General features: G+C 60.5%; 17 protein-coding genes. 5 read left to right on the plus strand and 12 right to left on the minus strand.

Annotated elements, in window-relative coordinates; all coding sequences use genetic code 11:
* Positions 1 to 1,140: 1,140 nt before the first annotated feature.
* Together ACYSTU_RS10485 and ACYSTU_RS10490 are read right to left on the minus strand one after the other, a co-directional pair.
* Positions 1,141 to 1,515 (minus strand): DUF6124 family protein, encoded by a 375-nt coding sequence (locus ACYSTU_RS10485; protein ID WP_123443464.1) that lies wholly within the window; start codon positions 1,513 to 1,515, stop codon positions 1,141 to 1,143.
* Positions 1,516 to 1,928: 413 nt separating this feature from the next.
* Entirely contained in the window at positions 1,929 to 2,897 is a 969-nt protein-coding gene (locus tag ACYSTU_RS10490; protein WP_024011667.1) for a LysR family transcriptional regulator, read from the minus strand.
* 275 nt (positions 2,898 to 3,172) lie between these two features.
* On the opposite strand from ACYSTU_RS10490, the gene ACYSTU_RS10495 reads away from it, so the two are divergent.
* From ACYSTU_RS10495 to ACYSTU_RS10510, 4 genes are all read left to right on the plus strand, one after another.
* Positions 3,173 to 4,672 (plus strand): efflux transporter outer membrane subunit, encoded by a 1,500-nt coding sequence (locus tag ACYSTU_RS10495; RefSeq protein ID WP_498998159.1) that lies wholly within the window; start codon positions 3,173 to 3,175, stop codon positions 4,670 to 4,672.
* A gap of 139 nt (positions 4,673 to 4,811) precedes the next feature.
* Positions 4,812 to 7,004, plus strand: coding sequence for an FUSC family protein (locus ACYSTU_RS10500; RefSeq protein WP_498998162.1), 2,193 nt, complete (start codon positions 4,812 to 4,814; stop codon positions 7,002 to 7,004).
* Positions 6,994 to 7,194 (plus strand): DUF1656 domain-containing protein, encoded by a 201-nt coding sequence (locus ACYSTU_RS10505; protein WP_016771611.1) that lies wholly within the window; start codon positions 6,994 to 6,996, stop codon positions 7,192 to 7,194. The genes ACYSTU_RS10500 and ACYSTU_RS10505 overlap by 11 nt, the downstream gene beginning before the upstream one ends.
* A 10-nt stretch (positions 7,195 to 7,204) precedes the next feature.
* Positions 7,205 to 8,071, plus strand: a complete 867-nt coding sequence (locus tag ACYSTU_RS10510) for an efflux RND transporter periplasmic adaptor subunit (RefSeq protein WP_498998169.1) — start codon at positions 7,205 to 7,207, stop codon at positions 8,069 to 8,071.
* A gap of 45 nt (positions 8,072 to 8,116) precedes the next feature.
* Here the strand turns inward: ACYSTU_RS10510 and ACYSTU_RS10515 are convergent, their stop codons facing one another.
* From ACYSTU_RS10515 to ACYSTU_RS10525, 3 genes are all read right to left on the minus strand, one after another.
* Entirely contained in the window at positions 8,117 to 9,412 is a 1,296-nt protein-coding gene (locus tag ACYSTU_RS10515; RefSeq protein WP_498998172.1) for a hypothetical protein, read from the minus strand.
* Positions 9,413 to 9,573: 161 nt separating this feature from the next.
* On the minus strand, positions 9,574 to 10,398 hold the full coding sequence (locus tag ACYSTU_RS10520) for an SDR family oxidoreductase (RefSeq protein WP_498998177.1): 825 nt from the start codon (positions 10,396 to 10,398) through the stop codon (positions 9,574 to 9,576).
* 36 nt (positions 10,399 to 10,434) lie between these two features.
* Entirely contained in the window at positions 10,435 to 10,899 is a 465-nt protein-coding gene (locus tag ACYSTU_RS10525) for a multidrug transporter (RefSeq protein WP_498998182.1), read from the minus strand.
* A 169-nt stretch (positions 10,900 to 11,068) separates the two neighbouring features.
* Here ACYSTU_RS10525 and ACYSTU_RS10530 point away from each other — a divergent pair, with 169 nt between their 5' ends.
* On the plus strand, positions 11,069 to 13,804 hold the full coding sequence (locus ACYSTU_RS10530) for an RHS repeat domain-containing protein (RefSeq protein WP_498998185.1): 2,736 nt from the start codon (positions 11,069 to 11,071) through the stop codon (positions 13,802 to 13,804).
* Positions 13,805 to 13,883: 79 nt separating this feature from the next.
* Here the strand turns inward: ACYSTU_RS10530 and ACYSTU_RS10535 are convergent, their stop codons facing one another.
* The 7 genes from ACYSTU_RS10535 to algG all read right to left on the minus strand — a co-directional run bounded on the left by ACYSTU_RS10535 (position 13,884) and on the right by algG (position 23,428).
* Complete coding sequence (locus ACYSTU_RS10535) at positions 13,884 to 15,335, minus strand: mannose-1-phosphate guanylyltransferase/mannose-6-phosphate isomerase (protein WP_024011673.1); 1,452 nt, start codon at positions 15,333 to 15,335, stop codon at positions 13,884 to 13,886.
* Between the two features lie 154 nt (positions 15,336 to 15,489).
* The gene (locus tag ACYSTU_RS10540) at positions 15,490 to 16,146 is read right to left on the minus strand and encodes an alginate O-acetyltransferase AlgF (protein ID WP_016771605.1); all 657 of its coding nucleotides are present in this window, start codon (positions 16,144 to 16,146) and stop codon (positions 15,490 to 15,492) included.
* A 14-nt stretch (positions 16,147 to 16,160) separates the two neighbouring features.
* Positions 16,161 to 17,333: an alginate O-acetyltransferase gene (locus ACYSTU_RS10545; protein ID WP_016771604.1), complete on the minus strand. Its 1,173-nt coding sequence runs from the start codon at positions 17,331 to 17,333 to the stop codon at positions 16,161 to 16,163.
* A 10-nt stretch (positions 17,334 to 17,343) separates the two neighbouring features.
* Complete coding sequence (locus ACYSTU_RS10550) at positions 17,344 to 18,909, minus strand: MBOAT family O-acyltransferase (protein ID WP_024011674.1); 1,566 nt, start codon at positions 18,907 to 18,909, stop codon at positions 17,344 to 17,346.
* Positions 18,910 to 19,245: 336 nt separating this feature from the next.
* Positions 19,246 to 20,370: a mannuronate-specific alginate lyase gene (locus ACYSTU_RS10555; RefSeq protein WP_016771602.1), complete on the minus strand. Its 1,125-nt coding sequence runs from the start codon at positions 20,368 to 20,370 to the stop codon at positions 19,246 to 19,248.
* A gap of 8 nt (positions 20,371 to 20,378) precedes the next feature.
* Positions 20,379 to 21,845: an alginate O-acetyltransferase gene (locus ACYSTU_RS10560; protein ID WP_016771601.1), complete on the minus strand. Its 1,467-nt coding sequence runs from the start codon at positions 21,843 to 21,845 to the stop codon at positions 20,379 to 20,381.
* Positions 21,846 to 21,856: 11 nt separating this feature from the next.
* Complete coding sequence (gene algG / locus ACYSTU_RS10565) at positions 21,857 to 23,428, minus strand: mannuronan 5-epimerase AlgG (RefSeq protein ID WP_498998197.1); 1,572 nt, start codon at positions 23,426 to 23,428, stop codon at positions 21,857 to 21,859.
* Positions 23,429 to 23,442: the final 14 nt, after the last annotated feature.

The following is a 23,442-nucleotide window of genomic DNA, read 5'->3' on the forward strand; positions in this document are numbered from 1 at the left end:
GCGCCTAAAAAAGTAAGCAAAAAACGCTAGCTCCTACGTTCGGCCCTCGCAGGCTCGGGTCCCTTCGCTCCGGGACTGATCCGGGCGCAGCGGCTCCGGTTTGCTTCGCTGCACCTCCTTCCGCTGTGTCTGGCTGCGCCAGACGGTCGCTGCGCTCCCACCCCCGGATCAATCCCTCCGCTCAGCCTTCCGACGTCGCCGGTCGATCAAGATCAAAAGCACTCGAGCTTGCGCTCATTGTTGAGTGGGGCGGCTTCGCCGCGGGCAGCTGCGCTGCTTTGCCTTTGCTTTTGTAGGAGTGAGCCTGCTCGCGATGGCGGCCTGACAGCCGGCCTGATCTTGAGGTTGTACCCAATCCAACTGTAGGAGCTGCCGAAGGCTGCGATCTTTTGATCTTGCTTTTGCTTTTCTGTGGGAGCTGGCTTGCCAGCGAAGGCGGCCTGACAGCCGACCTGTTTCTCGCTGATGTACTCGATTCAAACTGTGGGAGCGAGCCTGCTCGCGAAGGCGTCTCCACTGCCAACCCATCTCTGCCAGATTCACCCCGTCCCTGTGGGAGCTGGCTTGCCAGCGAAGGCGGCCTGACAGCCGACCTGTTTCTCGCTGATGTACTCGATTCAAACTGTGGGAGCGAGCCTGCTCGCGAAAGCGTCTCCACTGCCAACCCTCTCTGCCAGATTCACCCCGTCCCTGTGGGAGCTGGCTTGCCAGCGAAGGCGGCCTGACAGCCGACTCATATCTCGCTGATGTACGCGATCCAGAATTGTGGGAGCGAGCCTGCTCGCGAAAGCGTCTCCACTGCCAACCTATCTCTGCCAGATTCACCCCGTCCCTGTGGGAGCTGGCTTGCCAGCGAAGGCGGCCTGACAGCTGGCCTGTTTCTCGCTGATGTACTCGATTCAAACTCTGGGAGCGAGCCTGCTCGCGAAAGCGTCTCCACTGCCAACCTCTCTCTGCCAGATTCACCCCGTCCCTGTGGGAACTGGCTTGCCAGCGAAGGCGGCCTGACAGCCGACTCATATCTCGCTGATGTACACGATCCAGAATTGTGGGAGCGAGCCTGCTCGCGAAGGCGGTTTATCTGACACCTCGAATGTTGAATGTGCCGAAGCCCTCGCGGTCGGGCTCGCTCCGGGAAGATCAGCTGCGTGACGGGGGCTGGTGGATTTCGTAGTTATCCAGCACCCGGTTCACCGCCAGTTCCGCCAGCATGATCACCTGCTGGATGGCCAGTATGGTGTGCCGCTGTGGGCTGTCGACGTGGGCGGCGATGTCGCTGCTCATGATGCTCGCCGAGGCGAGGGATTCGCAGGCGTGGGCCAGCAGGCTTTCGTTGTCCTGGTCCGGGGCGACCTGGAACATGGTGCTGGGTTTGTGGCTTTGCTGCGCGGTGGTGGCCGGTTTGAGGTAGTGATCCAGCGCACGCTCGGCGGCGTCGTGGAGTTTCGTTGAGTCGGGGGATTCGTAGGGTGAGGTGCTTGCGGATTCGGGGGGATTGGGTGTGGGTTTGAACATGGCAAAGATCCTTTTGGATTAATGGAGCTGCCATTTTTCGTTTTCCAGGCGAAAGGGGTGGCAGCTGTACGCGGACTGGAAAAACCGGCAAAGGATCAAACCCGGCAGACCCGAAGGTCTCCCACGTACAGCCGCCATAACTGAATACCGGCGCTGAAAGAGCGCGGCATTATGTCATGCGCTGTGATCCTGCGGGTTTTCCAGACCCGGTTGCTGATTCGTCAGCAACCGCCAAATCCTAGCCAGCGCTCTTCCGACGGACAACCTGCAAAACCTGTCGGAAAGTTCCTTGAAAACACCGCGATGTAGGAGTTGCCGCAGGCTGCGATCCGTTGATTTTTAAACAGCAAAATCAAAAGATCGCAGCCTCGTTGCACTCGTCAACTCCTACACGAAGTCAGCGGTGTTTAAAGTCAGGTGGCGACGCGCGCGCCAGCCAGACTCCCGCTCAACTCATACGCAACCAATTCCGCCTGATGCGCCGCCAATATTTCCGGCAACGATCCGCGCAAATATTCCACCCACGTCTTGATCTTCGCATCCAGGTACTGCCGCGACGGATAGATCGCGTAGAGGTTGAGTTCCTGCGAGCGGTAGTTGGGCATCACGCGCACCAGAGTGCCGTTGCGCAGGCCTTCGATGGCGGCGTAGACCGGCAGCACGCCGACGCCCATGCCGCTGGTGATGGCGGTTTTCATGGCGTCGGCGGAGTTCACCAGGAACGGTGAGCTGTTGATGGTCACTGTTTCCTGGCCGTCCGGGCCGTCGAAGGCCCATTTTTCCAAGGGGATCACCGGGCTGACCAGGCGCAGGCAGGCGTGGTTGAGCAGGTCGCTGGGTTTTTGCGCGGCGCCGTTGGCTTTTACGTAGGCCGGCGAGGCGCAGACGATGCTGTAGGTGATGCCCAGGCGTTGCGAGACGAAGCCGGAATCGGGCAGTTCGCTGGCCAGCACGATGGACACGTCGTAGCCCTCGTCGAGCAGGTCCGGCACGCGGTTGGCCAGGGTCAGGTCGAAGGTCACGTCGGGGTGGGTCTTGCGGTAGCGGGCGATGGCGTCGATGACGAAGTGCTGGCCGATGCCGGTCATGGTGTGCACTTTCAGCTGGCCGGCCGGGCGTGCATGGGCGTCACTGGCTTCCGCTTCGGCTTCTTCTACGTAGGCGAGGATCTGTTCGCAGCGCAGCAGGTAGCGTTTGCCGGCCTCGGTCAGGGCGATGCGCCGGGTCGTGCGATTGAGCAGACGTGTTTGCAGATGGGCTTCGAGGTTGGAGACCGCGCGCGAGACGTTGGCGGTGGTGGTGTCCAGTTGCACGGCGGCGGCGGTGAAGCTGCCCGCTTCGGCAACACAACTGAAGGCGCGCATGTTTTGCAAAGTGTCCATGGGGTGCTCTCAAGGGAGATGGCAAATTGTGACACGAAGTTTCAGGGGCTGAGACCCCCGACCAAGGGATTATCTCGTTAACCGTAACAAAGATTCACAGAAATCCCAGCTTATCGCCGCAGAGGCAGCTCCATAGAATTGCGCCGATCCTGTGCCGGCGCTGCCGAAGGCTGCGGTCTTTTGATTTTGTTTTAAGGGAAGCAAGATCAAAAATCGCAGCCTGCGGCAGCTCCTGCACGGTCCTCGATCTATCCCTCTCTCAGGAATTCGCAGCTGTGCCGCGTCGCATCAACAGAGCGCTTTTGCCGCTCAGTGTTCTGGCTTTAACCCTGGCTCTCGGCGGCTGCATCTCTACCCAAGGCATTGCCCCTCACGGCGAGGCACTCGCGGCCGATTCACTGGCCACCGACGCTGCCATTGCCGAGGCCGCCAAAGACGCCCACTGGCCCAGCGCCCAATGGTGGCGGGCATTTGGTGATGCGCAACTCGATCGCTGGATTGACCTCGCCGTGCAAGGCAGCCCGAGCATGGCCATGGCCGCCGCGCGGGTGCGTCAGGCCAAGGCCATGGCCGGTGTTGCCGAAGCGGCCGAGGCGTTGCAGATCAATGGCGAGTCGACCCTCAAGCGCCACAACTGGCCGACCGATCAGTTCTACGGCCCCGGCGATCTGGCCAATACCACCACATGGGACAACAACGCCGCGCTCGGCTTCAGCTACGCCCTCGATCTTTGGGGCCGCGAGCGCAATGCCAGTGAACGCGCGGTGGATCTGGCCCATGTGAGTGTGGCCGAGGCGCGCCTGGCGCAACTGGAACTGCAGAACAACATCGTCCGCGCCTACATCGAGCTGTCGCTGCATTACGCCCAGCGCGACATCGTTGCCGCAATGCTCAAACAGCAACAGCAGATTCTCGATCTGGCGCAGAAGCGTTTGAGCGGTGGCATCGGCACGCATTTCGAAGTCAGCCAAGCCGAAACGCCGTTGCCGGAAACCCATCGCCAACTCGATGCGCTGGACGAGGAAATTGCCCTGAGCCGCAACCAGATTGCTGCGCTGGCCGGCAAAGGGCCGGGCGCGGCGGCGCAACTGCAACGGCCGACGCTGTCCCTCGCGGCGCCGTTGAAGTTGCCCTCGGCATTGCCTGCCGAACTGCTCGGCCAGCGTCCGGACGTGGTCGCCAGTCGCTGGCAAGTGGCGGCGCAGGCGCGCGGCATCGATGTCGCCCACGGCGGTTTCTACCCCAACGTCGATCTGGTCGGCAGCCTCGGCTACATGGCCACGGGCGGCGGCGCGCTGGAGTTTCTGAGCGGCAAGAAACTCAACTACAACGTCGGCCCGGCGATCTCGTTGCCGATCTTCGACGGCGGTCGACTGCGTGGCGAATTGGGCGAAGCGGCGGCCGGTTATGACATCTCCGTGGCGCACTACAACCAGACCCTGATCAACGCGCTGAAGAACATTTCCGATCAGTTGATCCGTCGCGAATCGATGGACAAGCAGCAGGACTTCGCCGCCGAATCCGTGGCTGCCGCGCAGAAGACTTACGACATCGCGATGATCGCCTATCAACGTGGCCTCACCGATTACCTCAATGTGCTGAATGCGCAGACCTTGCTGTTCAAACAGCAGCAAGTGCAGCAGCAGGTCCAGGCGGCGCGGTTGAGTGCGCATGCCGAGCTGGTGACTGCCTTGGGGGGTGGCCTCGGTGCGGGTGATGACGTACCGACAGCCGAGCAGACCCAAGCCCCGAAAACCCCGGCGCTGCTGCGTTGAACACAGCATCCATTGTGGGAGCGAGCCTGCTCGCGAAGAGGGCGTATCAGTCAATGAACATGTTGCCTGACACGCTGCTTTCGCGAGCAGGCTCGCTCCCACAGGTTTCGAGTCCGCATTGCATGCCTGAGTATTTTCAATGACCTCCTTGCCCGCCCCTCTACGCTGGCTCCACTCCCTGGAATGGCGTCGCGGTTTTTTCGACTGGGCACGCAGCGATGGCGTGACCTGGGTGTATATCTTCAAGGTGTTGCTCGCCGCGTTTCTCACCCTGTGGCTGGCGATGCGGCTGGAACTACCGCAACCGCGTACGGCGATGATCACAGTATTTATCGTCATGCAGCCGCAAAGCGGTCAGGTGTTCGCCAAAAGTTTCTATCGCTTGCTCGGCACGCTGGCCGGGTCGGCGATGATGGTCACGCTGATCGCTTTGTTCGCGCAGAACACGGAGCTGTTTCTCGGCTCGCTGGCGATCTGGGTCGGCATCTGCTCGGCCGGTGCCGCGCGTTGCCGCAATTTTCGCGCCTACGGTTTTGTTCTCGCCGGTTACACCGCAGCGATGGTCGGTCTGCCCGCGCTGGCGCACCCGGACGGCGCCTTTATGGCGGCGGTGTGGCGGGTGCTGGAGATCTCGCTGGGGATTCTCTGTTCGACGCTGATTAGCGCGGCGATTCTGCCGCAGACCGCCAGCGCGGCGATGCGCAATGCCTTGTATCAGCGCTTCGGTGTGTTCGCCCTGTTCGTCACCGACGGCTTGCGCGGGCGCAGCAAAGCCGAGGCGTTCGAAGCCAGCAACGTGCGCTTCATTGCCGAAGCCGTCGGCCTGGAAGGGCTGCGCAGTGTGACCGTGTTCGAAGACCCGCACATGCGCCGGCGCAACGGTCGTCTGAGTCGTTTGAACAGCGAGTTCATGGGCATCACCACGCGCTTCAACGCCTTGCATCAGTTGCTTGAACGCCTGCGCGGCAATGGCGAAGAGCATGTCGTGGCGGCGATCAAACCGGGCTTGCAGGACCTCGCCGAAGTGCTCGACGGCTTCAGCGGTCGCGCCCTGACCAGCCCCGATGCGGCCCGTTTGGCGACCGCGTTGGCCACCTACAAGGAAGGTCTGCCAGCACGTGTCCGAACCCTGCGCGGGATCTTTCAGGACACCGGTCCGAGCGAAGCCGAACAACTGGATTTCCACACCGCCTACGAATTGCTCTACCGCTTCGTCGATGACCTGCACAGCTATGCGCAGACCCATGCGTCCCTGGCCGAGCACCGCCACGAACGCGAGCGCTGGGACGAGCCCTTCACACCGCAAACCAACTGGTGGGCCGCAGCCGCGTCGGGAATTCGTGCCTCGTTCATCCTGATTGTGTTGGGCAGTTATTGGGTCACCACCGCGTGGCCGAGCGGGGCGACCATGACCCTGATCGCCGCCGCCACCGTCGGCCTTTCCGCCGCCACACCGAACCCCAAACGCATGGCCTTTCAAATGGCCTGCGGCACGTTTCTCGGCGCACTGATCGGCTTCGTCGAGATGTTTTTCATCTTCCCGTTGATCGACGGTTTCCCCTTGCTCTGCGTGATGCTCGCGCCGGTGATCGTGCTCGGTTCGTTCCTCGCCTCACGACCGCAATACGCCGGTGTCGGCCTCGGTTTGTTGATCTTTTTCAGCACCGGTTCAGTGCCGGACAATCTCACGATTTACAACCCCTACACCTTCATCAACGACTACATCGCCATGGTCATGGGCATGCTCGTGTGTGCGGCGGCGGGGGCGATCATTCTGCCGCCGAACAGTCGCTGGCTGTGGCAGCGCCTGGAGCAGGACTTGCGTGGGCAAGTGGTCTACGCGATCAGCGGCAAACTCAAGGGCCTGGCCTCGCGTTTCGAGAGCCGCACCCGCGATCTGCTGCATCAGGCCTATGGCCTCGCGGCAGGGCAACCGAAAGTGCAGAAGAGTCTGCTGCGCTGGATGTTCGTGGTGCTCGAAGTCGGCCACGCGATCATCGAATTGCGCAAGGAACAGGCGATCCTGCCGGTGCACCCGGCGTATGCCGAATCGCAGCCGTGGCGCCAGGCAATCCGCGTGATGGGGCGCGCGTTGGTGCGCCTGTTCTTGCAGCCGAACGCGAGCAATCTCGAACGCGCACTCGTGGCGGTCGATCACGCGATCAGCCGCGTCGCCGCCACCGACGAGCCGTTCGCGCCGCACTTCGATACCTCGGCGTTGCGCCGGGTGAAAAGCTACCTGCACTTCATCCGCACCTCGCTGCTCGACCCGCAATCACCCCTCGCCGAATTCGCTTCTGCCAGGCCCGAAGGACTTGCCCATGCCTCGTGAAATCGCCTTCCACGGCGTGTACATGCCGACCATGACCCTGATGTTTTTCATTGCTGCGGGACTGGCCTGGGCAGTTGACCGCTTCCTCTCGGGGTTCGACCTGTACCGTTTTTTCTGGCACCCGGCGCTGCTGCGTCTGAGCCTGTTTACCTGTCTGTTCGGCGCCATGGCGCTGACTGTCTACCGTTGAGAACATCTTGATGAAAAAGTTTTTCAGCCTGCTCGCGACCCTGCTGGTACTGGCCCTGGCGCTGTGGATCGGCCGCACGTTGTGGGAGCACTACATGAACACGCCGTGGACCCGCGATGGTCGCGTGCGTGCCGACATCATCAACGTCGCTGCTGACGTCACCGGCGAAGTGGTCGAAGTGCCGGTGCGTGACAACCAGTTGGTGAAGAAGGGCGATCTGCTGATGCGCATCGACCCCGAGCACTACCGCATCGCGGTCAAGCAGGCGCAGTCGTTGGTCGCCTCGCGCAAGTCGACCTGGGAAATGCGCAAGGTCAACGCCCATCGCCGCGCCGACCTCGACAATCTGGTGATCTCCAAAGAGAACCGCGACGACGCCAGCAACATCGCCGACGCTGCGCTGGCCGATTACCAACACGCCCAGGCGCAATTGGAAGCCGCCGAACTCAACCTCAAACGCACCGAAGTGCGTGCGGCGGTGGACGGCTACGTGACCAACCTCAATGTGCATCGCGGCGACTACGCGCGCATTGGCGAGGCGAAGATGGCCGTGGTCGACATGAACTCGTTCTGGGTTTACGGATTTTTCGAAGAGACCAAACTGCCGCACGTCAAAGTGGGTGACAAAGCCGATATGCAGTTGATGAGCGGCGAGCTGCTCAAGGGCCATGTCGAAAGCATTTCCCGCGGCATCTACGACCGCGACAACCCGGAAAGCCGCGAGCTGATCGCCGATGTGAACCCGACGTTCAACTGGGTGCGCCTGGCGCAGCGGGTGCCGGTAAGGATTCACATTGATGAGGTGCCGGCGGGGGTGTTGCTGGCGGCGGGGATTACTTGCACGGTGGTGGTGAAGCAGGACATGGCAGACAATTGATCGACCGAGTCGCCCCTGGACCGGGCGACGCGGTTATGCTTCCAGCTACTGGGAAATGTTGTAGCGATACAGATAACCCAGAGGATTTTCTGGGTTGATGTTGAGGGCAACAATCAATTTTCCAGGGTCCTGCTGATAATGAAGCCTGGAGAGAGAGTCGGTGGTCTCCTCGCGAGGGATGACGCCACCCGCGTCTGAAAAATCGGAGTTGTAGCCACCGCTGCGTGCTTTAACACAGGCAATATAATTGCCCTTCTCGTCTCCACCAGAAACTACGATGTTATCAGCGAAAGGAACATGGTCCGCCCAGTTGACTCGCCTGTCGCTGCCGAGATCTGCTGGAAGCGGCATGATATTCGGACTGCCGAAAACGTCGAAATCGGGCTTACCTTCTTCATCGAAGGCGATCAGCATGCCGTATCGCTCACTCAAGGCGTTGCCCATGTTGGTGTAGCCGGATGCCGTGAACCTATTGGGGGCTCGCTGTCTCACAGTGTTGAGTTCGGCCCCCCTGGAGTTGTACCGGACTACCAGAACTCCGGGTCTTTCCGGGTGGCCGAAATTCTCACGGGGCGCACCACTGTCTGAATTCAACATCACGACGAGACCGTCCGTGTTCACGTCGGGCTCGTATTTTTCGTAGCCTGCAAATAACAACAGTCCATTGTCGAGCACGCAACCGTCGCTGAGTGACGTCGATGCATGCCGCAGCCTGTGCTTTATTTCAACTCGGCCATCTGTGCCGAATGCCTTTACGGGTGCTCCCTGCGCATCGAATTTGTACAGGTGCGCCCTGAGCACGTCAGGCGTGTGGTAATCAACGCCGACAATAATGCTGCCATCGGGTAACGCGAACACGAATGCCGGGCCTTTTTTCGTAAGCCGTTGTGTGTCTGGGGGATCGATGATGACTTGGCCATTGTCGCCAAAGCTGCTCACTCGATTGCCTTTGCTGTCGAGGCAGAGAATCGCGGGGCTAACCTCGCTCGACTTCCCATTGGTTGTGCTGCCCGCCATGAACAGCCGCCCATTGGCACCTTCTGCAATCGGCCCGCCAGAGGCCTGCTCATTGGCCAGGAACGAACCCATGACACGCCCTTCGACACCGAACGCCAGGTCTACGGCACCCACGTGGTTCAGCTTGGAAATGAAGAAGGAGCTATTGTCGAAGGTACTGGTAACCAGCAACGATTTATCGCGCAGCAGCGTCGATCCGGTGAGGGGCCGGGACTTCGCCGGGTCGTCCTGAAATATATCGTCAAGTTGAAGTTTGCCTTCACCGCTTCCCCATGTAGCGTCGATTGTTGCCCTGATGTTCGTGGCCTTCTTAGCGGTTGTCATATACGTCCCTGCGCGGTTGTCGTGAGGTCGGTTTACTCGCCGGGCTTTAACACAGCCTCAACACCGTTCACCTGGCTTGAACTCACGATAGGCCTTCCTTTAGAGGGCGCCTACTGTCAACTCTGACAGGTCGGGATACCGCTCGTCGCAACAACTGGGTATCAGAGCTTTGCGCGCAATCCGAAGCGCTTCATCAACGTCGATTCCAACAACCCTTTCGGCAACAACGCCGCCAGCAACGGCAACGCCCGGCTGCCGTTGCCGATGCGCAACAGCCGAGGCGGCTTGCTCTGCCGCACCGCTTTCAACAGCTCAGCAGCAAACTCAGCCGCTGGCGTCGGTTTATCTTGGGACGCCTTGGCCCGTGCACGAATGCCTTCACGCAATGGAAACCACGGCGATTGCTCGTTGATCAATTGCTCGGCTTCATGTCCGGCATTCTTCGCAAAGCTCGATTCGATGGCGCCGGGCTGGACTTCCATCACACGAATGCCAAACGGTGCCAGTTCCATGCGCAAGGCATCGCTCAATGCGTGCACCGCCGCTTTCGAAGCGCAGTAGGCGCCGGCAAATGGCGTGACCAGCACACCTGACACGCTGCCGATATTCACCACCAGCCCCTTGGCCCGACGCAGCAGCGGAAACAACGCGCGGGTGACGCCGACAATCGAAAACACATTGGTTTCGAACTGGCGCTGCATCGCCTGCACGCCGCCATCGAGCAGCGGCCCCATCGCGCCGTAACCGGCGTTGTTGATCAACACATCGAGGCCGCCGTGTTCCTGGTTCAGACGCTCGGCGAGTTGCTCAAGCGCGGCGCCATCATTGACGTCCAACTGAATCGGGGTGAAACCGGCGGCGCTGAGCGCAGCGACGTCTTCAGTCTTGCGCGCACTGGCCCAGACTTCGTAGCCGGCGGCTTTGAACGCGTCGGCGAGGGCGCGGCCGATGCCGCTGGAACAACCGGTAATCAACGCAACGGGCATGGCGCATTCCTTGTGCAAAAAAGACGGGAGAGTGGATCAGTCAGAGAAACTACCCTGCAAATGCTCGGCGCGAAACTCCAGGGTTTGCGGGCGATAGCCGGGACGCAGCGGCGGCAAGGGCAAGCAATCTTCCCAGGTCGCGCCGGCTTGCAGTTCGCCGGGGCCGCGATAGCGTGGGGCGGTGTATTGATTGTCGGCGAGGTTGACCGTATCGCCCGGCGCATACGCGGCGATGCGCCAACGCAGTTCGGTCAGCGGCACATCGTTGCCGTTGTTCATTTTCAATTGCAGCGGACGGTCGGCCGGGCAATGCCCGGGAGCATAGGCAATGCGCAGTTCCAGGCGCGCCAGTTGTTTGATTTCGCGGTTGTCCAGCCACACCACCCACATGGCTACGAAGCCGAGGCCGATGGCAGCGGCCACCGACACCGGCAAGGCCTTGGCCGGATAGCGCAGCAGCAGGATCAGCCAGGTGATGACCAGCAGGATGCCGATGAACATGCGGGAACGCTCCGTGAGTGAGTGAGGTTCATCCTACCGAAGGCGTCGCACAATGGATATTCGGAGCGGCAACAAGCCTGCCGTTGGTCGGAACTGTAATTTCTGACAGTAGGCATCCACGTCCGGGCTTGCTCTCATGCGCGAAGGGCAACTGGGACGTTGACGCACTATGGGCATCCACCGCAATACGCCAACGCTTGCCGTGAACGATCCGCGTGGTTTGGCGATCCTCAACGTCAACTACTGGCGCGCCGATGCGGCGCTGGCAAGTGAGCCCCGAATCGAGCGGACGTTGCGGGACGTTGCCGGGCGTGTAGTCAAACAATGGGATGCGCGATTGTGGGCGTTGCAGGTGATCGATCCGCAAGCGCCCGCCAGCCTCACCACCACCCATGCCTTGAACGATATCGCGCTGCGCTCGGACAGTAGCGATGCGGGAGTCCAGGTCCGGTTGCCGGGTTTGGCCGGCCAGACGCTGTTCAACTGGGACAGTCGTGGCACATGCCGCGAGATTGCATACGATGACTTGCTGCGCCCTGTCGCGGTGTTCGAAGAAGGCACAGGCGTACCTCGCCGCTGCGCCGAGCGTTTTGCCTATGGCCGGCCCGGCTTTGGCGAGGCGCTGCGCAATCAGCTCGGTCAGTTGATCCGGCATGACGATCCGGCCGGCAGTGTCCTGTTCGAGCAATTCGCAATCACCGGCCAGTGTTGTGAAAACACCCGACACTTCGTGCTCGAGTCGGTTGTGCCGGATTGGCCAGATGCTGACGTTGAGCGCAAGGTACCGCTGGAGTCCGAAGGGGCAACCACGCAATGGCGCTTTTCACCGCAGGGCTCCGTGCTGGAACAGGTGGATGCCGCTGGTCATCGGCAGGTATTCGCGCTGACTCACGACGGACGATTACGCGGGGTTGATCTACGGCTCAGGTATCAGACTTCAGACCATCCTGTGGTCAGTGATATTCGGTACAACGCCGAAGGTCAGGTCACCCGGGAGCTGGCAGGTAACGGCGTTCTGACCACGCTGAGCTACCGCCCTGAAGACGGCCGTCTGCTCATGCGTCATGCTCAGGATCAAGAGGGCAACGTTTGGCAGGACCTGTTGTATGCCTATGACCCGATGGGCAATGTGCTGAGCATCGAAGACCAGGCATTGCCGGTACGCTGGTTCGCCAACCAGCGCATCGAGCCGGTCAGTCGCTACCGCTATGACAGCCTTTGCCAGTTGACTCACGCCACTGGCTGGGAGGCCGGCGCTGCCGGTGGCGGGCCGACCGCTGTCGGCAACTACAGCCAGAGTTATCGTTATGACGCCGCCGGCAATTTGCTCGAGCTGAGTCACGTTGGCCCACAGAGTCCAGGTCATCAATTGCAGGCCGCGCGCCACAGCAATCGTTGCTTGCCGTGGCATGACGGTAAGCCGCCATCTGAGTCCCAGATCGCTGAGGCGTTCGATGCGCGAGGCAATTTGCTGTTGCTGGATCAAGGACGCCGGTTGCAGTGGAATCTGCGGAACCAGCTGAACTCGGTGGTGCTCGTGCTGCGCGTATCAGGCGCCGATGATTGTGAAAACTATCTCTACGATGGCGCCGGTCAGCGGGTATTGAAAACGCGTTCGTCACGCACGGCTGCGCGCAGTCTTCTTGCACAGGTGCGGTATCTGCCAGCGCTGGAGTTACGCACCGACACTGGCACCGGAGAAAGCCTGCAAGTGCTCACCGTGCAGACCGGACTCAACACCGTACGCGTCCTGCATTGGCAAAGCCCACCGCCGACCGGCCTGAATAATCTCTACCGATACAATTTCAAAGATCACCTGGGTTCGATCAGTGTTGAGCTGGACGCCGATGCGCGGCTGATCAGCCGCGAGCATTTTTATCCATTTGGCGCGACGGCGTGGGCCAAGGAGCCAGACGTCAGCTACAAGACCGCGCGCTATTCGGGAAAGGAACGTGATGCCACGGGGCTTTATTACTTTGGGTTTCGCTATTACGTGCCGTGGCTGCAACGCTGGTTGAATACCGATCCTGGCGGGGCGATCGACGGTCATAATCGCTATCGCGCGATGCGCAATAACCCAGTCACTTACAGAGACAGCGACGGGCGCAAGCCCGACAAGCATGCACCCGATCGGGTGTACCACGATCTTGCCGACCAGAAACTGGTCAATCCCGTGCAAGCCGCCGGCATGCAGCCAGTGCGCCGTTACTTCGAGAATGACCCCAATCCCGACGTCCAGGCCTATCGCCGCGAAATACCGGTAGCGCTGGCAGAGCTGGGAGCCCGGGACAACTCCGTGCTCAACACACATCAGGCACATGTCATTGCCGCCGCGCGGACGCACACCGCGCCACCTTCGGGGGCCGTGCTGTACCACTCCGGTGAATTCGTTTCTTCGACAATGAATCGGGTGTTGGGGGAGGAGACCACCAGCCGGATCATGGGACCCATGTCCGTTGCGTTCAACAGCCCTGTCGAAGAACCGCAAGTGCTTGCAGCCAGGCGCGGTGCCGTGGCCAAAGGCTTCCAGATCGGCGGAAATCTGCTGATGCACGCCGCTAACCCCGCAGTTCAGTTGGTGGGCTCACTGAGTGTGGCAATGGGCAATGCCATGCAGGTTTCCGAGGCTCAGACGCGGATCCAGTACAAACTGCTCAGCACACCCGTTGCCGTGCCTCTTGCCATCTCCTCGAACAGTCCGGCGGTCGACTTGCAGTCCTTCAATCGATCGACCCGGCGGCAGCCATTGTTTGCAGAACTGGAATCAACACCCACACCGTTGGCCCAGCAACTGTTTGCAGCCGCGTTTACACAAGGTCCCGCGGGGCTGGCGCAGGGGACGGAAGGCGAGTCGGTCGATGAAGATTCACCGCTGGCGAGACGCCGCAATTCAGTCTTCGGCTAGACAAAAAAAGCCCCCGCCCAGCCCGCTGCGGATAGGGAACGCAACGGGCTGGACGAGGGCTTCTCGTTTTAGTGATCGATTACTGCGCGATGGTCTTCACCGACACGCCGCGTTCGATCGGGGTGGAGCGGCCGTAGATATCTTCGAAACGTTCGATATCGTCTTCACCCAAGTACGAACCCGACTGCACTTCGATGATTTCCAGCGGGATCTTGCCCGGGTTGCGCAGGCGATGCACCGAGGCGATCGGGATGTAGGTCGACTGGTTTTCGGTGAGCAGGAACACGTTCTCGTCGCAGGTCACTTCGGCGGTGCCGCTGACCACGATCCAGTGTTCGGCGCGGTGGTGGTGCATCTGCAGCGACAGGCACGCGCCCGGCTTGACCGAGATGTGCTTGACCTGGAAACGCCCGCCCATGTCCACCGAGTCGTACGAGCCCCACGGACGATAGACTTCGCAATGGTTCTGGGTTTCGCTGCGGCCCTGGGCATTGAGGGTGTTGACCATCTGCTTGACGCCCTGGACCTTGTCCTTGTGGGCAATCATCATCGCGTCCTTGGTTTCGACCACGACGATGTTTTCCAGACCGATCACCGAGACCAGTTTGCCGTTGCCGTGGATCATGCAGTTCTTGCTGTCCTGGATGACCACGTCGCCTTTGCTGACGTTGCCGTTGGCGTCTTTCTCGTTGACTTCCCACAGCGACGACCAGCAGCCGACATCGCTCCAGCCGGCGGTCAGCGGCACCACGCAGGCGCGCTGGGTTTTTTCCATCACCGAGTAGTCGATGGAGTTGTCCGGGCAGCAGGCGAAGGTGGCTTCGTCGAAGGTGATGGTGTCAGCGTCCTGCTGGCTGCGCTCAAGGGTCAGCAGGCAGGTGTCGTAGATGTCCGGATCGTGCTTTTTCAGTTCTTCGAGGAAGCGGCTGGCGCGGAACAGGAACATGCCGCTGTTCCAGTAGTAACCGCCGGATTCCACGTACTCGGTGGCGCGCTTGACGTCCGGTTTTTCGACGAAGTGCGAGACGCGGCTGACGCCTTCGGGCAGCAGCGAATCAGCGGTGGATTTGATGTAGCCGTAGCCGGTTTCCGGTTTGGTCGCCGGTACGCCGAACAGGACCATCTCGCCGTTCTCGGCTGCGACAGTCGCCAGGGCCAGCGCACGTTGCAGCGCTTTCTGGTCTTCCAGCACGTGGTCGGCCGGCAGCACCAGCATCAGTTCGTCGCGGCCTTCATTGACCAGCATCATCGCGGTCAATGCTACGGCCGGCGACGTGTTGCGGCCGAACGGTTCCATCAGGATGCGCTGGCATTCCAGATTGCGCGCGGCCAGTTGCTCGTTGACGATGAAACGGTGTTCCTTGTTGCAGACCACGATCGGGGTGTCCATGCCTTCGAACACCAGGCGCTCGAGGGTTTGCTGGAACAACGTGTGTTCGCCGGTCAGAGCGAGGAATTGTTTAGGGAACTGCTTACGCGAAAGAGGCCACAGACGCGAACCGCTACCACCTGACAAGATCACCGGAATCATAATGTTTACTCCATAAAATCAATTTGGTTAGAGCCCTGTGGGAGCGAGCCTGCTCGCGATGGCGATGGCTCAGTCGACATTGATGTTGCATGTCAGACCGTATTCGCGAGCAGGCTCGCTCCCACAAGGGGTACTGCGTCAGTTCACAAAAGGATTAGCGAGTCGACACCGGGCGTTTCACCCAGACTGGCGACAGGTTGCTGCCGTTGCCGGTGACGTACAGGACGGCTGCCTCACCACGCTCCAGAGCGACCGGTTTCACGTCGCCGACTTTCTTGTCGCCTTCGTACAGCGCCAGGCTGACTTTCACCGGGTTGATTTCACGTTCGCCACGGCCCTTGGCTGCCACGTTCGGCACCACTTCGGTCTTGCCGTCGGCGGTCTTCAGGGTCAGCGGTTTGTCGCTGAGGTTCTGTACACGAACCAGGGATTTCTGCTTGTTCTTGAACGGCGGCTCTTCGATCAGTTGTGGCGCGCCGGAAGCGTTGTTGACCAGGGTGTAGTAGTGGTCACCGGCGAGTTTCACCGGCAGGGTCTGGCTACCAACCTTGGCGCTGTAATCGCCGCCCGGCATGAAGCTGAAGTCGCTGCTGGCCAGTGGCGCGATATCGCTCAGGTTGGTGCTGCCGACAGTCGCGCTGACTTCAGCGTTGCTGGCGTTGTAGACACGCACGAAGGTCGAGCCTTTCGGAGCGGTCGGGCCGTACAGCGCGGCGTCGCCACCGGCGAAGGCTGGGACGGAAAGTACGCTGAGGCCAGCAACCAGTGCGAAGCTTTTAGCGAGACGACGAGGAGTAGTAGTGAAAGTCATGGTGTACCTCTCTTTCAGTTTTGCGCCCGATCGGGCGTCTCGGATTTAGTGTTGATGGCTACGTTTTGTTGGCGGGCGCCGGCTTGTTTGAGCTCTGCGACCCACTGCGGGTCGGCGTCGCCGATTTCGTTGTTCACAGGCAGATATCGTTCAGGAAACTCCCAGATCAGCACTTGTGGCGGGCTGTTCTTGAAGTCATCGCTTTTCAGGTAGCTGAGCATCGGCAGAATCGGGCCGTGGCCGTCTTCGGCGTAGTTGACGACGTCGCTGTGCAGCGCTTGTTTGAGCGCACCGACGAAGTTCCAGTTGGGGTTGGCGCTGTAGCTGGTGCCGATCAGCGCGACCGGTACTTCGCTGTTGGCGAACAGGGCGTCGTCACCGGCAGGCTGCTCGGCGGCAACGGTGTTGCGTTTGAGCAGTGGCTCAGGCGCCGGCATCATGTTTTCGAACAGCGGATCGAGCGGCAGGAACAGACGCAGATCGCCCTTGTGCGTGACCTTCTCTGCTGGCGTGGTGACAAAGCGCTGTGGCTCGCCGCTCAGCGGGAATTTCTCGGCAATGGTTTTCGCCAACGTGTTGGCGGCGATCTCGGCGCCTTCCGGCGTCCAGTGGGTGTCGGTGCGCAGGAACACTTGCTGACCGTTCTGCTTGGCCTGTTGCAGCGGGCCGAGCAGGTCAGGGGCGAGGATCTTGTCGGCCGCGACACGGGCGTGGAAATCCTGATACAGGTTCTGGTGAATGCTCGAAGGCTTCACTTCATCCAGATGCTCCGGATACAGACGCACTTTGGCCGGGACGATCGCCATCACCAGTTTCACGCCTTTCTCTTTCAGGGTCTGGCGCACGCCTTCGACCAGCGCGTAGTTGCCTTGCAGGTTCTGCTGTTCGTTGACGATCGGGTTGAATTCTTCATCGCTGTACAACCACTGGTCGCGGCCGAGCACGACGCCCGGACGACCTTCGTTGAACAGTTTGAAATCCAGCGCGGCCCAGAGGTTGGTGCCCAGACGCTTGATCGGGAATTCATCGTCGTAGTGGGTTTCCACCGCCTTGGTCCAGCGGCCATTGAGCACCGTCGCGTCGGCGTTGGTGCTGAAGCCGAAGAAGCTGCGAATCGACCACAGACCGAGGACCAACAGCGTCACCAGGAACAGGGCGATGTAGAAGATGCGTAATGAGCGGGTCATGTCAGATCCCTCAGAACTGGAAGTAAAGGAACGGCGAGAAGCTTTGCGCCGAGAGTTTGAGAATCGAGGCGATGAACAGCAGCAGGATCAGCCCGCGCATCACGTAGCGCGACCAGTCAGCGGTCCAGTAAGCCGGTTGCACCTGGGCTTCGACGCCGACGGTGTAGCCAGGTTCGTGGATGCTCGCCGGATTTTCCCCAGGTGCTGCCTTGATCATTCCCGGCGTCGCCGTGGCAGGACCATCGGCCTCGACGTTGACTTCCGGTTTGGTCTTGGCTGGCGGCTGATTGGTGTACAGATCACGCAGGCCGAAGAACGCCAGGGTCACGTAAGCCACCACCAGAGTCGCCACTTGCAGACCGGTGAGGCTGGCCTGATTGAGTTCCGACAGCGACCAGTCACCGAAGCTGAACATCGCGCCGTACATGCGCCCGGCAACGTGCAGGTTCTCGGCACGGAAGATCACCCAGCCCATCACTACCAGCAGGAAAGTCAGTGCCCAGCGGATCGGGTTGAGGCTGCGCGGCGAAGTGTTCAGGCCGAGCATTTTTTCGATCGCCAGCCACATGCCGTGCCAGGCGCCCCAGATGATGTAAGTGATGTTCGCGCCGTGCCACAGACCACCCAGGAGCATGGTCAGGAACAGGTTGCGATAGGTCATCAGCGTGCCTTTACGGTTACCGCCGAGGGTGATGTACAGATAGTCACGCAGCCAGGTGGAGAGGCTGATGTGCCAGCGGCGCCAGAACTCGGTGATCGACTGGCTGATGTACGGCTGTTTGAAGTTTTCCATGAAGCGGAAACCCATCATCAAGCCCAGACCGATGGCCATGTCGCTGTAACCGGAGAAATCGAAATACAGCTGTGCGGTGTACGCCAGTGCGCCGAGCCAGGCGTCACCCGTGGTCGGGTTCTGCAGGGCGAAGCAATGGTCGGCGACCACGGCGAGGGTGTCGGCGATGAAGACCTTCTTGATGAAACCCTGCATGAACCGCGTGCAGCCCTCGGAGAACTTGTCGAGGGTGTGCGTGCGGTTGTTGAACTGATCGGCGAGGTCGCGGAAACGCAGGACCGGGCCGGCAATCAGGTGCGGGAAGATCGCCACGAATGCCGCGAAGTCGATCAGGTTGCGCGTAGCCGGAGTGTCGCCACGGTACACGTCGATGATGTAGCTGATCGATTCGAAGATGTAGAACGAAATACCGATCGGCAGCAGCACGTGGGTGAGGATGAACGGCTCGAGACCGAACGAAGTCATGATCTCGTTGATGCTGTCGACACCGAAGTTGGCGTACTTGAAGTAGCCCAGAATGCACAGGTCGACGGCCACGCCGAGCAGCAGCCAGCGCTGCGCCGGTTTGGTTCGCACGCCGGCAGCACCGACCTTGAGGCCGATCCAGTAGTTCCACAGCGTGACCGCTGCGAACAGCGCGAGGAAGTCCACCCGCCACCAAGCGTAGAACACGTAGCTGGCGATCAGCAGCAGCAGGTTGCGATAGCGTTGCCCGCTCAGGTAGTACAAGCCGAGAAAGATCGGCAAGAACAGAAACAGGAACACGTTGGATGAAAATACCATCCCGATCTCTCCATGTTTGAATCAACAGTCAAGGGCCGAAGCCCCCCCAAACCCCCCGTGATAGTGGAGGGGTGACACAGTGTTCGCTTGAGGTCGGAGCTGGCCGTCAGACCGCGCCCCTCACCCCCCGCCCTCTCCCGGAGGGAGAGGGAGCCTGATCTCCATGGTTTTCAAAAATGGGGATCGACCCGGTATTGCCTTGCAGCCTGATCTCACTGCTTTTCAAAGCCCGAGATCGACTCGATATTTCTTTTGCCGCAGTCCGCACTACCACCTCGGTCAGTTCCCTCTCCCTCCGGGAGAGGGCTAGGGTGAGGGGCTTTTGCTCTTCGCCTTTCAGGAACCCTTGTTGCCCTTTTCATGCGACGGGTCGTAGACCTTGGTCAGGTCGCCGCCAAGACGGAAGGTCTTGAACGGTTGCATGTCGCGCTTCTTCTCGATCACATCCGGCGCACAGGTGTAGAGCGTGCAGAACGGTTCGAGCCAGGCGAATTTCATGTCCTCTTTCAGGTCGGTCATGTCCTGCTTTTTGCCGTTCTTTTCCTCGAACTCATCAGGGTCCTTGACGCCGGCCAACACGCGATCACCGAGACGCTTGAGCGCGCCGTTGTTTTCCTGACGCAGATCGACACCGTTGACCTGGGCGAAACTGGCGATCATCGCCAGCGGCGGCAGGGCGTAGTTGTGATAGGCGAGGGCGCGTTGCTGGCGCTTGAGTTCGTTGGGCAGGAAGCCATCGGCATCGACTTGATTGACGCCGACCTTGTATTCCTTGACGGCCCAGTCGAACAGGTCGCGGCGGTTGGTGGCGACGGCGGTGGCCATCACCGACCAGGCGGCCCAGTACGAGTGGTTGTTGGTTTTTTCCAGCGGCAGGTTGTCCCAGTCGCTGACCACCTGATCAGCCATTTTGCTGAACCAGGCTTCGATCAACTGCGCTTCCTGCTGATGCTGGGCCAGCGGATGCGAGTCGGAAAACTTCAGGCGAATGTACGACGAGGCCATGCTGCCCAGCGCCCATTTGCGCATCGACTTGCCGGTGTGGTTGAAGTCTTTGGACATCAACGCGTCAGCCTTGGCCCACGCGGTCAGCCAGTCGAGCGTGCATTCGAGCTGTTCCGGGCGACCGTCGCGCATGAACTGCATGACGCGCTTGGCGGTGCCGCGTTCCAGCGTGGTGATGTCTTTGGTGGTGTCGCGAAAGGCTTTTTCCGACTGCACGTTCAGCGTCGCGCGGGCCTTGTCCGAACCTTCGTATTTGCTGCGAAATTGCAGCGGACCGGTGTACGGCGCCGGCATCGCGTCGCAGCCATCGCTCTTGTCGCCGGTCTTGAATTTATCCACCGGGGCGAAGTAGCCCTGCGGTGGACGCAATGGCGCGGCAGCCTGAGTTGCCCCGGCGAACATCGCCAGGCTCAGGAGTGTCGGTGCCAACAGGTTTTTCAGTTTCGGATTTCGCATAGCAGACCTCATTGCCCGAGCTGCGCGGTCTGGTGACCGACGCCCGGGAATACGTTGCGTTTGCAGATTTTCGCTTCGACTTTTTGTGGCGCGGCGTCAGGTCCGGCTTCAGGACCCTGGACTTCGACCGCCAGCAGGTTTTGCGAGGCCCAGTCTTCGTCCGTGCGCAGCTCAAAGGCGAAACGACCGTCGGTGTCGGAGGTTTCCGGTTTCTCGATCTTGATGTCCTCGTGGCGACCGTTCATGTACCAGAGGGTGGCTTGCAGGGTTTTCACCGAGGTGTCGGCGAAGCGGATGTCGACCTGATGGTTGGCGTTCTGCAGGTTCAGGTTCTTGCTGTTGACCAGCAGTTCTTGCTTGCTGCCCGGCTTCAGCGTGGCACTGGCGGACATCTGCGCGTCCTTGCCTTCGCAACCGTTATCGAGCAGCGCCATCATCTGGCGATAGATGGTTTCCTGATCGAGGCGATACAGCGGCGAGAATTCCCAGATGAGAATCTTCGGCGGGGTCTTCTGGAATTCCTCGCTGCCCAGGTATTGCAGCATCGAACCTTCGAAACCGCCGCCGGGGAAGGCCACGTTGAGGATGTCGGCGCCGATGGCTTCTTCGAGGAAACCGGCGAAGTTGTAGTTCTTGCCGCTGTGCGATGTACCGACCAGGGTGATCTGCGGATTGCCGGAATCGCCGAACAGGTCGCCGTCACCGGCCTCGCCTTTCGGCTCGGTGGTGAACTGGTCCATGTACTGGATCGCGTAGCTGGTGCCGCACAGTTGCCCGGCCATGTTGTGCAGAGTGCCGGTCTTGCCCATGCGTCCGGAGCGCTTGGTCTCGAATTCACGCTTGGGAATGTCGGCGAAGGCCGGGATCTGCTTGACCTTTTCGGCGACGATTTTTGCCGTGCGCTGGGCACCGTAAGGTGTCCAGTGTTGGTCGCCACGGAAGTAGAAATCGTGGGCGGGCAGGGTGTCCGGCAGCGATTCGTTGGTCAGTGGCGACAGGTCCGGCACCACGTAGCCCATCTTGGCGAAACGGCCGAGCATGGTCTTGTAGTTGCCCAGCGCTTTCTCGTAATCGAACGCGGCTTTTTCCTGCGGGTTGAGCTTGTTGCGGTTCACCAGGCCACGGGTCGGCTGATAAACGATCACCAACTCGACGCCTTTGCTCTTGAACGCATCGTGCAACTGTTGCAGGCGCTTGTAGCCGGCCGGCGTGGTGTTGAACTCGGTGCGCAGGTCTTCCTGGGTTCGGAACAGCCAGTCGCCCTGGGCCTGTACCAGGGTGGTGAAGTTCTGCTGATAACGCGTGGTGTAGTTCTTCGCGTCATGGGCCGCCGGGCACAGGTTGCAGCACGGCTCGGCGGTGAACTTCGGTGGCGTGACGCTTGCGCCTTCAGCGTCGGCGCGGGCGTTGCCGGCAGCGAGAATGCCGAGGGTCAGGGCCGAGAGGCTGAGCAGTTTGATCATGTGTGGGTGCATAAAAATTATCCTCAGTCCTGCAATTCGGTCTGGCGTTCGACAGGGTCGATCAGCACGGCTTTCTGCTGGCGCACCAACAGATCGAGAATTTCATCCTGGCGCTCGCCGAGGATGCCGTTGAAGCTGATCCCGCTGGACTTGGTCGGCGCCAGCATCGACACGCGATACAGCTCGACACTCAGCGGCGAGTCGATCGACAGCGGGCCGCTGCCATTGGCCGCCAGCTCGCCGCCGACGACGATCAGCGAGACCTGCGCGTCGAACGGGTCGAGCTTGATGTCACGGTCGGTGTCGGTCAGGTCCTTGATGTGGCCGTAGATACCGGTCAGGCCGTTGGTCATGGCAACGTTTTCGTAGAGGCGGATGTTCACGCTGTTACGGATACGAATGCCGTGACGGGTATTGCTGATGACCTTGTTGCCCCACAGCAGGTTGTCGGCGGACTCGTAGAGCGTGATGCCGTCGGTGTGGTTCTTGTAGATCTCGTTGTAGGCAATGATGTTGTTGACGCTGTTACGGTCGATCACCAGGCCCGACAACTTGTTGTCGAAACTCTTGTTGTTGAAGATGAAGCTGTCGTTGACCTCACGGGAAATAATGATCCCGTGCTTCTTCTTCGTGCCGTGAACGGTGTTCTCGGCAATGATCAGACGGTGCGAGCGGTCATGCGGGTCGATGCCGTAGACGATGTTGTCTTTGTAGGTGTTGCCCTTGACCACAAAGTCGCTGGTTTCGTAGCAGTAGAAGCCGTACCACATGTCCGAGAACTCGGAGCCGACGATCCAGCCGGTCGGTTCCGGGCGCTTGAGGACTTTGGCCATGTTCGGCGTGTACTGGGAAATACTTACCCCGTACGACTTACTGTTGGCGTAACCGAAACTGGCCATCTTGCTGTTGACGATGTAGGTCTCGGTGCCGCCCCAGGAGAGCAGGAACGGACGGAATTCCTTCGGCGAACGGAAGGTTGCCGGGCCGTTGTCCTTCTCGCGCCAGCCGGTGACTTTGGTGTCACGCACGAACAGTTTGCCGTCATTGACCAGGAACGAACCGGCCTCTTGGGACAGGCGCAGTTCCTGGGTCTGACCGTCGATTTCGAGGATGCCTTTCTCGCCGACCACGATCGGCAATTTGGCCAGGTACACGCCCGGGGACGTCTCGCTGAAATACTGCTTGGGCAGTTTTTTCGCCAGATCCTTGAGGTTCATGTAGCCGTCGTCGATGAAGATCGCCTGCGGGATGCCGTGCTGACGCACGACCCATTCGGCCATCTTGTTATCGCCGCCGATGAAGTCCTTCAGAGCGTTTTCCTGCATCATCCGGCGCACGCTGATCTTGCCCGGCTTGCTGCGCACGATCTTCGCCGCAGCGGCTTCGGCGGTGAAGTCGGAGAGGTCGGGCAGTGTCGGCTTGGCCAGTTTCAGTGCGTCGGTCGGCGCGCTGCTGACGGTGTAGGTCTTGGCCTGTTGCAGTTCTTTGGCCACGGTCGCAGGTTTCGCCGGTTCAACATTGGCGAAGGCGCTGGCGCTGGCCAGCAGCATCGCGCCGGCCAGCAGACTGAGTGAGCCTGTTCTGGTGCTGATCATGTCGGGCACTCCCT

Source organism: Pseudomonas glycinis (assembly GCF_054871425.1).